Genomic DNA, 10,016 nt, shown 5'->3' with positions numbered 1-10,016 from the left:
GGATTGAAAGGCTCAACAGGAAGTACAGGAGAACCATCCAAATGAGGACATCCATGCCATCAGAGAAGTCTGTCATCTTCCTCCTGGCAGCCGTGGCGATGGAGGAAACAAAGACAACATATGAAAGAAGAATATATCAATTCAAAAACTGGAAAGAAAAGAACAAAATAACAGTGGAAGTACAGAGAAAGGAAAGATGAATTACACACTTTTAAGGACACTACCGTTTATTTTCATAATTCATAGAATCAAAGCATTGAGTCCCAAAAGACTTTACCCCAGACAAGACGTGCTCAGATATCGTCCTGCGTTTTGACAAGCATGACAAGCCAATTAATACAGGAAATATGACAGTGTTAAGTGATTCAGAATGCATGATTTTATAATGACAAGCAAAAGCTATGAACAACAAAACTGATAAGTGCTTTCAGGAGAAAACAGATGTTTCCAAAAAGAGCCATTATCCACATCTCGGATAATGGCTCTTTAGTTGTTTATGTTTTACCTCCTTCTCGTAAGGAGTCAGGCTTCGTTTATTTTACTTTATCAACAATCGCCTTGAATGCTTCCGGATTGTTCATGGCAAGGTCTGCCAACACTTTACGGTTGATTTCGATACCATTCTTATGGAGCGCACCCATCAACTGGCTGTAGCTCATATCATAAAGACGAGCGGCGGCATTGATACGCTGAATCCACAACGCACGGAAATTACGTTTTTTGTTACGACGATCGCGATAAGCGTAAGTCAAACCCTTCTCATAGGTATTCTTGGCAACCGTCCAAACATTTTTGCGAGCACCAAAGTAACCCTTGGTCTTCTTTAAAATTCGAGTTCTCTTTGCTTTTGAAGCAACATGATTTACTGATCTTGGCATAGTTTTCTTTCCTTTTAATTTGTTTGACTAATGTGATTTAACGAAGATTTAACAAGTCGCGTACCTGTTTCATGTTGCTCCTGTCCACTATTGTAGAGCGAACGAGATTTTTCTTCTGTTTCTTTGTCTTCTTAGTCAAGATGTGACTGTGATAAGCTTTGTTACGCTTAATCTTACCTGTACCGGTGAAAGAAAATCTCTTTTTAGCACCGGAATTTGTTTTTTGTTTTGGCATTTTTTTATTATTTAAATTGTTATTTATTCATCCGTGGTAACGTATATACCAAGACGTTACGCACAGGAAGCTTGCCGATATTTTCCTCATCGGAAATACTCGGGAAGCTATTCTTTCTTTAGTTTCGCGAGTGCGTCAACTCCATTCTTCGCATTACCGAAGATTCCATTATCCAACGCTGTTGGCTCTTTCTTGCTTTCTGCTTTGGCATTGTTCTCTGCTTCCTCACGGTCGCGACGTTGCTGGCTCTTCTTGGTGGTGCCTGATTTCTTTGGAGAGAGATAGAGGAACATCTTCTTTCCCTCAAGCTTAGGCAATTGTTCCACCTTTGCCAATTCCTCAAGGTCGTTGGCAAACCTTAGAAGCAATACTTCGCCCTGTTCCTTAAACAGGATGGAACGACCACGAAAGAACACGTAAGCGCGCACCTTATTCCCATCGTTGAGAAACTCTTGCGCATGTTTGAGCTTAAATTGATAATCATGCTCATCGGTCTGCGGTCCAAAACGAATTTCCTTTACATCCTGCTTTACCTGCTTCTGCTTTATCTCTTTCTGACGTTTTTTCTGCTGGTAAAGGAACTTTGAATAGTCGATGATACGACAAACAGGAGGTTGTGCGTTGGGAGATATTTCTACTAAGTCGAGCCCTTCATAATGAGCCTGCTCGAGAGCTTTGCGAGTGGGTATCACTTCAGCCCCCCCATCACTTACCACACGTACTTCCCGAGCGCGAATTTGCTCGTTCACCCGGTACTGAAACTTCATTTTGTCATTTTTCATCAACTATATTTATAATGGTTTTTATTGATTAAACGGCTGCAAAGTTACTATTTTTCAAATGATTAACCAAACTTTTTGAGTACTTTTCGTTGTTTCAAGTCTTATTTCTCACCTTATTTTATATAACAAAGTACTAAATTACAAACCTTAATCAGAAATCCCAATTTCTAAGAATCAGGTACAAATAAAGAATTGCTAAAAGGAAGTCGCGTTCACAAGTTACTTTCCTAAGCTGTTTATCCTTTATCTTCACATTTTTAAAAATAAGACTATATAGGGTAAAAATAAGACCTAAAGAAAAGAGTACTTGAATTACTTTTTCGTACATGATAAATAGTTCTATTTATTAAAAATTTGCTTTAATAGCTATAGTAAAGATTCGTTTATGAAATATCGGCTCAGTCGAAATATCTGAAACATCATAACGACTACTACATTAATAGTCTCGCACAGAGCTGTGCAAGACCATTATTCCATAAGCATTGTGCAAATAATTCACGATGTCAATATCTATTTCAATCCAAATTCTTCAATTGTCCACTGACTTCATCATTGATGCGCTTTGCAAAGTCTGCCATAGACATGGTAGCTTGTTCGCCACCTCCTTGCACACGCATGGAGACAAGCCCTTTCGCTTCTTCCTGTTCGCCCACGATTATCATGTATGGAACGCGTTTTAATTCGTTATCGCGAATCTTACGACCAATCTTTTCGTTGCGATCATCCAGCAGCACCCTTATACCTTTATCCTCAAGGAATGACTTCACTTTCTCGGCATAACCATTATATTTCTCCGAGATAGGGAGGATGGCTACTTGATCGGGTGTCAGCCAGAGTGGGAAATGTCCGGCAGTATGTTCAATCAGCACCGCGGTAAATCGTTCCAAAGAGCCAAATGGTGCACGGTGTATCATTACCGGAGTTTGCTTCGTATTGTCTTCGGCGGTATATTCCAGTTTAAAGCGGTTCGGAAGGTTATAATCTACTTGAATGGTACCCAATTGCCAACGACGCCCGATAGCATCCTTCACCATAAAATCAAGCTTTGGTCCATAGAACGCTGCCTCTCCGATTTCAACACGAGCTTTCAATCCCTTTTCCTTACAAGCTTCTTTTATGGCGTTCTCGCTCTCTTCCCAAACATCGTCGGAACCGATATATTTCTCTTTATCGGCCGGGTCGCGCAGTGAGATTTGCGCTTCATAGTTCTCAAACCCAAAGGTGGTAAATACCTTTTGGATGATATCAATAACGTCTTCAAATTCCTTTTTCACTTGTTCGGGACGAACGAATAGATGCGCATCGTCCTGTGTGAAAGTACGCACACGCGTCAAGCCGTGCAGTTCGCCACTCTTTTCATAACGAAAAACAGTACCAAACTCAGCGATACGCAAGGGAAGATCTTTATAGGAACGTGGTCGGCTCGCAAAGATTTCACAATGGTGCGGACAGTTCATTGGTTTCAACATATACTCTTCATCTTCTTCCGGTGTTTGAATGGGTTGGAAGGAATCTTTGCCATAATGTGCATAGTGTCCGGAGGTGATGTACAAGTTCTTTCCACCGATTCCGGGCGTGATTACTTCCTGATAGCCATAAGGTCGTTGCAACTTTCTCAGAACTTCTTGCAGGCGAAGTCGCATTTGCGTTCCCTTTGGCAGCCAAATGGGAAGTCCTTTTCCTACCCTGTCGGAGAACATGAAGAGTTCCATTTCTTTACCTATCTTGCGATGGTCGCGCTTCTTGGCCTCTTCCAACATGACGAGATACTCGTCCAGCATTTTCTTCTTTGGAAACGTGATACCATAAATACGTGTCAGCTGATCGCTATTAGAATCGCCACGCCAAAATGCACCGGCTACACTTGTTAGTTTCACGGCTTTGATAGCTCCTGTGGACACAAGATGAGGACCGCGACACAAGTCAGTGAAATTTCCTTGTGAATAGGTAGAAATTGTTCCGTCTTCCAAGTCTTCTACGATATGTTCTACCTTATAAGTCTGCCCATCAGCTTTAAATTCCTTTACAGCATCGTCTTTCGCAACGTTACGACGAACTATGGGAGAATCTTTTCTCGCCAATTCAAGCATTTTCTTCTCTATCTTCGGGAAATCATTCTCAGAAATCGGAGTACCGTCAGCTGTCTGTACGTCATAGAAGAATCCGTTTTCTATTGCAGGACCGAATCCGAATTGAATTCCCGGATAGAGTTCTTTTAACGCCTCAGCAAGTAAGTGAGCCGAAGAATGCCAGAAGGTATGTTTTCCTTCTTCATCTTCAAACTTATAAAGTGCTATTGTAGCATCCTCATTAATAGGACGGTTAAGTTCCGTCGTTACACCATTCACCCCACAAGATACAACGTTGCGGGCGAGAGCCGGTGAGATGCTCTCTGCGATTTGAAGTCCGGTAACTCCCTGTTCGTATTCGCGAATGGAGCCGTCCGGGAAAGTGATTTTAACCATCATACAAATTAGTTTTTATAAATCAATATTGCCACAAAGGTACAATTTTATGATGAGAATGAACAGGTTTGTGTTGAAAAATCGGGAAAAACAAGAATGTGTTGCCCATTTATTTGGTAAAAAAGTAAGAAAAGGAACACATAAATAAAAAAAAGTTCTCTGGGAGATAATTTTTTACGGATTTATATAAGCTTTTTATTCATTTATTCCTATCTTTGCAGCATGAAATCAAATACTACAACACAACCAAGCACAATGCGAAATCTATTTTACCATTTAGTAGCCCTATTTGTGGTTATCGTATGGGGTGTTACTTTCGTGAACACACGCGTACTCGTAGATAATGGTCTGAAACCACAGGATGTTTTTCTCCTGCGTTTTGCCATTGCTTATATCTGCATTTGGTTCATTTCGCCCAAAAAAGTTTTCTGCGGAAATTGGAAAGATGAACTAATGATGCTACTTTTGGGTATTTTGGGCGGTTCGCTTTATTTCATCACAGAGAACTATGCCGTAAAACTGACCTATGTAAACGATGTGAGCTTCATTGCCAACACCTCACCACTGCTAACGGTCATCATCGCGCTCATGTTCAGTAAGAAAGTAAAGTTCAGCTGGATGCTTGCTATTGGTTCCATCATGGCATTGGTGGGATTGGGATTTGTCATTTTCAAAGACCATTTTGAGTTGAATATCAAGTCTTTGGGGGATATGTTGGCTCTGACTGCTGCCATTAGTTGGGCTTTCTACTCATTGCTTATCAAGAAAGCTGCGAGCAAATACTCTTCTGTGTTTATCACCCGAAAAGTATTCATCTATGGTGTGCTAACCACGCTACCCATGTATTTGATTGAGCCTTGGCACTTTCCGCTCAAAGGTTTTCTCAATCCGGAAGTTTGGGGCAACCTTATTTTCCTCGGACTGATCGCATCGTTCGTATGTTTCGCTTTGTGGAGCTGGGTGGTAACAAAATTGGGAGCACTCAAAACAGCCAATTATATTTATCTTAGCCCCATAGCCACTGTTGTAGCCAGCTATTTCGTTCTTGGTGAAAATATGGTACTAATGTCTTACATTGGCAGTGCGCTAATTCTCGGTGGCGTGTTCATAGCCAATCAGGCAAAGAACGTGGATTATTGACATTCATGGCTATCAGATAAACCATCTACATTTGTTCCTATTATAATTGTTCCGGTAAGAACAAAGATGCAAAAGGGCTGACTTTCCAAATTAGAAAAGTCAGCCCAAACTTGTTTAATAATGACACTGCCTTGGCAAAAACCACACGCAATAAACTCATATCAACACCTGCGCTTGTCCGGGCAAGACAAGAGATAAGCACATTCTCTTTATTTAGCCGAACGCCATTGAAAACACGAAAATCCTTCCCTGCTATATGTGAAAAGTTCAACAGTGTCCTAAATTTTCTTCATTCATCCATCCAAAGCTTAGCTTTTGCTTTCCAAAAGGTAAGCTTTTGCAATGCAAAAGGTCATGAATTAGAGTGCAACTAATCAACGAAAATGAAGAAATAACGAAGTTGGTGTAAACTGACTGATAATGAGCAGGAAACGGAATAATTTGCATAGAAGTGCTCTTTTCAAAAAGGGCAGGAATATGCAGATTTAGGCAGAAGTTCAGTTACCAGAGCGTTACCCGAATTTGCCATAGGTAACGATGGAGCAATGTTCGGTAACTGAATTATTTTCGCTCGTGTGGCTGTTGCTGCGGTCGGCAGTTTTCTGCATAAGTGAGGAACGCTTTGAATTTGGTAATTTTGCCACAAAACATCAAAGCGTATGAAAACAGAAAAAATGAAGGTGTTGCTCTACCTCAAAAAGAGCGGTCTTGGCAAGTCAGGCAAAGCCCCAATTATGGGACGTATCACACTTGGAAGGAGTGTAGCGCAGTTCAGTTGCAAGCTCTCCTGTAATCCTGACCTGTGGAATCCCCGTGAGAGCAGAATGGACGGAAAAAGTCGTGAGGCGGTGGAAGTGAATGGCAGGTTGGAGAACTTGCTGCTGTCCATTCAGTCAGCTTATCAATCTTTGCTTACAAGAGGTTGCCCATTTGACGCAACCGACGTGAAGGAACAGTTTCAGGGCTGTGTGCAGACACGGTGCATGCTCATCGAGAGGCTTGATGTGCTCATAAAAGAAAAAGAAAGTCATATCGGTATAGACATCAGAAAAGAGTCAATGGCAAGCTATCACTCCACGAGAATCCACTTGCAGGAGTTCATCCAAAAGAAGTATAAGGTTTCTGACTTAGCCTTCTCACAACTGACAGAGAACTTCATCCATGAGTTTCAGCAGTACTTCTTGGGAGAGTGTGGATTTCAGGAGAGCTCATTCTACAATGTCGCCACCCATTTGAAAACAGTTTGCAGGCAGGCTTACCGTGAGGGGGTGGCAGACATCCTGCTTTTTGACAAAGTCAAAATCAGCAAGGGTAACAAGAAACTCCCCAAAGCACTTGACAGAGGAGCATTTGAGAAGTTAAAGACTCTCCACTTTGAGGAATTGGAGGAGGAAATGGAAACGGCAAGGGATATTTTCCTCTTTGCCTGTTATACGGGTGCTGCGTATTGTGATTTGATGGAACTGGACAAGTCCCATCTTGTGCGTGATGACGAGGGTAGCCTTTGGCTGAAGTTCAACCGTCAGAAGACAAGTGTGCCTTGCCGTGTCAAACTGTTACCCGAAGCCATACGGCTGATGGAGAAGCTCCACAGCGATGAAAGGGAAACATTGCTCCCTTTCATGGGATATGCCACTTACCAATCTTATTTGAAAGCCTTGCGGCTTCGTGCAGGCATCTCGTTTCCTTTTACCACACATACGGCAAGGCACACATTTGCCACGCTCATCACGCTTGAACAGGGTGTACCCATTGAGACCGTTAGTAAGATGCTGGGGCATTCCAACGTGAGCATGACCGAGTGTTATGCAAAGGTAACCCCACAGAAACTCTTTGAGGAATTTGATCGTTTCCTTTCTTTCACTGAAGATATGCAGTTAATAATCTAATTCCTATTTTTTCTATCTTATCATTATTCATTATTCAAAACCACCAAGACAATGAGAAGTACATTCAAGATACTGTTCTATATCAACAGACAGAAGACAAAGGCAGACGGCAATACCGCCATTCTCTGCCGTATCACCATAGACGGAAAGAACACAGCCATTACCACAGGCGAAGAGTGCCATCCTGCCGAGTGGAACACCAAGCAGGGGTTGACAACCAACAAGAAAACAAACCAAAGAATCATTGAGTTCAGAGATTTGGTGGAAAAGACCTATCGGGACATTCTTGTAATGGATGGAGTGGTAAGTGTGGAACTTATCAAGAACCGCTTACAAGGCATTGCCACTAATCCGACAACGCTCCTTGCCATGAGTAAGGCAGAATTGCAATCCGTCAAGGAGAGCGTAGGCAAGTCAAGGGCAGAGGGAACTTATCTGAATCTGTTCTATTCTGACAGAAATCTCCGTGAATTTGTCGAAAACAAAGGAGTGCAGGATATACCCATCGGAGCCATTACAGAGGACTTGTTCGAGGAATACCGCTTCTTTCTCAAAAAGCGTGGACTGAAAGCATCTACCGTCAACAGCAACCTCTGCTGGCTGAGCCGACTAATGTTCCGTGCGGTCAGCAAGAGAATTATCCGCTGTAATCCGTTTGAGAATGCCAAGTATGAGAAAGAGGAAAAGAAGATACGCTTTTTGCAAAAGAGCGATGTAATGAAACTGATGTTAATGAAGATGAACGACAGAGAAGCGGAGCTGGCAAGACTGATGTTTGTCTTTTCCTGCTTCACAGGCTTGGCTATTTCAGATATGGAGAATTTGGAATACAAGCATATCCAAACGACAGCGGATGGACAGATGTATATAAGAAAGGAACGTCAGAAGACCAAGGTTGAGTTCATCGTGCCGTTACATCCCATAGCGGAAGCCATCATCAGTCATTGTCAGAAAGAGCAGGAAAGAAGCGAGGAACAGCAGACGGTGAAAGAAAAAGATGACCACCTTGTCTTTCACCGTAATTGCAGCCGTAGTGTCATGGATACCAAACTGAGCATCGTGGGAAAGGCTTGCGGTATCCGCCAAAGACTTTCCTTCCACATGGCAAGACATACATTCGGCACGATGAGCCTAAGCGCAGGAATACCTATTGAGAGCATAGCCAAGATGATGGGGCATGCCTCCATATCAAGCACTCAAGTTTATGCGCAGGTGACGGACAAAAAGATATCAGAGGATATGGACAGGCTCATTGCCAAGCAATCGGCAAAAGAAAAAGAAACTTCGGAGAGAGAGGCTTGTGAACCTTCGGATATTGTAATCTGTAAAATGGAGAAAACGGCATGAAGACAAACAACAATCCAAAAATAAGAACAAACACTTCCAATCAGCGTAGTTATTTTGATTGGGGCAGCAAAATGCAAGTCATTCGCAAAGGAAACGGAGAGATAGCCATGACAGAGAGTGAACTTGTGAAGTTCTTCGGGGTAACATGGAGGAAACTCAACCACAGGTTGCAAACGATAATAAAATCCTCCAACCTGCATCCTGAAGAAAGGAGTACAGTTGAGAGGGTAACAGTCAGAGATAAGGAGTTGGCAGGTTATGCATCGCTTTATCCACTCCCAATCATTATTGCCCTGTCTTTCCAATTGGATAGCACAGGAGCCCACTTCTTCAGAAAGTATATCATCAATGAACTACAGCGACCGACAACAACTTTAACACCGGTATTTCTTTTTGGAGATACACAGCATTAAATTATCTATATCTTTTTTCTTTCACCGATATTATCCTACTACATAACTACAAATAGGGTAAAACGGTGAAAGAGAAGATGTTGTGGGACCGTTATTATGTTGCGAATTATCTTACTACCAATCTACTACTAACTATGGTAAAATAGGACTGATTGTTCATTTTGGAAATATTTCAAAGACTTCTTTGCTGGTTAGCTAGATAAAATACCCACTATTGAGTATTTTGTGTATCTTTCTTTTTATGTAACTTTGGTGAAAAATTATAACCTATAAACATTTAACACATAAGGACATGAAAAAAATTTTATTATTACTATCTGTTATTGCTTTCTTCTCTTGCAGTAATGAGGAAATCTACAATGAAAAAGAGAATGTGAGTCAAAAATTGTCCGAAGAAAATTTCAATGTCACACAAAGTGATATTGAGAAGGTTGTCGTTGATTATTTTTATTCGACACGGACAAGGGCAAAAGGAATTTCTTGCGAAATTGCAGAAATTGACACTATTAGTAACGATGCTAACAGTGCAACCAGAGCAACAATTGACAGCCCACATAACTTGTTGTACATTGTGAGAATGTCAGACGGATCAACCGTGGTAGTAGGTGGCGACAAAAGAGCAGAGCCTGTTTATGCACATTTTGACAATCTCAATTTGAAAATAAATGAAAAGGGAGAATTTGTAGGTGATAGTATCCCTGAAATTATTGGTAATCTAATGGAAAATTATATAGTTGATGTCATTAGTGTCCCGTTAAAATCGGGACCAGTTAAATATTAATCAAATAACCCCGGAAAGAGGGGACAATCGAGTTCTTTGACATTATTGAAATCAGTCCTTTCGAAGAGATCTACGAGTGGTGTCTT

The 10,016-nt window shown here is 41.5% G+C and carries 10 protein-coding genes and 1 pseudogene; 6 read left to right on the top strand and 5 right to left on the bottom strand.

The genetic code is table 11. The features are described 5' to 3' along the window. Positions 1–200 (top strand): annotated as a pseudogene (locus tag E0E16_RS06145) (IS256 family transposase); the annotation flags it as partial. Positions 201–533: 333 nt separating this feature from the next. Here E0E16_RS06145 and rplT read toward each other — a convergent pair. The 4 genes from rplT to thrS form a co-directional block, all read right to left on the bottom strand. Next, on the bottom strand, positions 534–878 hold the full coding sequence (rplT, locus tag E0E16_RS06140; RefSeq protein ID WP_130829567.1) for a 50S ribosomal protein L20: 345 nt from the start codon (positions 876–878) through the stop codon (positions 534–536). Positions 879–915: 37 nt separating this feature from the next. Next, a complete protein-coding gene (rpmI, locus tag E0E16_RS06135; protein WP_130829566.1) occupies positions 916–1,113 on the bottom strand; it encodes a 50S ribosomal protein L35 in 198 nt (65 codons plus the stop codon). Positions 1,114–1,220: 107 nt separating this feature from the next. Continuing rightward, entirely contained in the window at positions 1,221–1,895 is a 675-nt protein-coding gene (gene infC, locus E0E16_RS06130) for a translation initiation factor IF-3 (RefSeq protein WP_130829565.1), read from the bottom strand. Positions 1,896–2,410: 515 nt separating this feature from the next. Then, positions 2,411–4,360: a threonine--tRNA ligase gene (gene thrS, locus E0E16_RS06125; protein ID WP_130829758.1), complete on the bottom strand. Its 1,950-nt coding sequence runs from the start codon at positions 4,358–4,360 to the stop codon at positions 2,411–2,413. A gap of 255 nt (positions 4,361–4,615) precedes the next feature. Here thrS and E0E16_RS06120 point away from each other — a divergent pair, with 255 nt between their 5' ends. After that, positions 4,616–5,500: a DMT family transporter gene (locus tag E0E16_RS06120; protein ID WP_240048127.1), complete on the top strand. Its 885-nt coding sequence runs from the start codon at positions 4,616–4,618 to the stop codon at positions 5,498–5,500. Between the two features lie 512 nt (positions 5,501–6,012). Here E0E16_RS06120 and E0E16_RS14295 read toward each other — a convergent pair. Then, complete coding sequence (locus tag E0E16_RS14295; RefSeq protein ID WP_255418139.1) at positions 6,013–6,144, bottom strand: hypothetical protein; 132 nt, start codon at positions 6,142–6,144, stop codon at positions 6,013–6,015. Between the two features lie 15 nt (positions 6,145–6,159). Between E0E16_RS14295 and E0E16_RS06110 the strand changes: the two genes are divergently transcribed. From E0E16_RS06110 to E0E16_RS06095, 4 genes are all read left to right on the top strand, one after another. Continuing rightward, positions 6,160–7,389, top strand: coding sequence for a site-specific integrase (locus E0E16_RS06110; protein WP_044071406.1), 1,230 nt, complete (start codon positions 6,160–6,162; stop codon positions 7,387–7,389). A gap of 51 nt (positions 7,390–7,440) precedes the next feature. After that, on the top strand, positions 7,441–8,736 hold the full coding sequence (locus tag E0E16_RS06105) for a site-specific integrase (protein ID WP_130829562.1): 1,296 nt from the start codon (positions 7,441–7,443) through the stop codon (positions 8,734–8,736). Next, positions 8,733–9,149, top strand: coding sequence for a hypothetical protein (locus tag E0E16_RS06100; RefSeq protein WP_004335668.1), 417 nt, complete (start codon positions 8,733–8,735; stop codon positions 9,147–9,149). The genes E0E16_RS06105 and E0E16_RS06100 overlap by 4 nt, the downstream gene beginning before the upstream one ends. A gap of 292 nt (positions 9,150–9,441) precedes the next feature. Then, entirely contained in the window at positions 9,442–9,930 is a 489-nt protein-coding gene (locus E0E16_RS06095; RefSeq protein ID WP_255418121.1) for a Spi family protease inhibitor, read from the top strand. The last annotated feature ends 86 nt before the right edge of the window (positions 9,931–10,016 follow it).

The organism is Prevotella rectalis (genome assembly GCF_900607215.1).
GTDB lineage: Bacteria > Bacteroidota > Bacteroidia > Bacteroidales > Bacteroidaceae > Prevotella > Prevotella brunnea.
Note: the sequence above shows the minus strand (reverse complement) of the source record. Positions and strands in the feature narration are given on the sequence as shown.

Coding starts and splice junctions, on each gene's coding strand:
- E0E16_RS06100 (WP_004335668.1), top strand. CDS start 8,733: ATGAAGACAAACAACAATCCAAAAATAAGAACAAACACTTCCAATCAG.
- infC (WP_130829565.1), bottom strand. CDS start 1,895: ATGAAAAATGACAAAATGAAGTTTCAGTACCGGGTGAACGAGCAAATT.
- E0E16_RS06105 (WP_130829562.1), top strand. CDS start 7,441: ATGAGAAGTACATTCAAGATACTGTTCTATATCAACAGACAGAAGACA.
- thrS (WP_130829758.1), bottom strand. CDS start 4,360: ATGGTTAAAATCACTTTCCCGGACGGCTCCATTCGCGAATACGAACAG.
- rplT (WP_130829567.1), bottom strand. CDS start 878: ATGCCAAGATCAGTAAATCATGTTGCTTCAAAAGCAAAGAGAACTCGA.
- rpmI (WP_130829566.1), bottom strand. CDS start 1,113: ATGCCAAAACAAAAAACAAATTCCGGTGCTAAAAAGAGATTTTCTTTC.
- E0E16_RS06095 (WP_255418121.1), top strand. CDS start 9,442: ATGAAAAAAATTTTATTATTACTATCTGTTATTGCTTTCTTCTCTTGC.
- E0E16_RS06120 (WP_240048127.1), top strand. CDS start 4,616: ATGCGAAATCTATTTTACCATTTAGTAGCCCTATTTGTGGTTATCGTA.
- E0E16_RS06110 (WP_044071406.1), top strand. CDS start 6,160: ATGAAAACAGAAAAAATGAAGGTGTTGCTCTACCTCAAAAAGAGCGGT.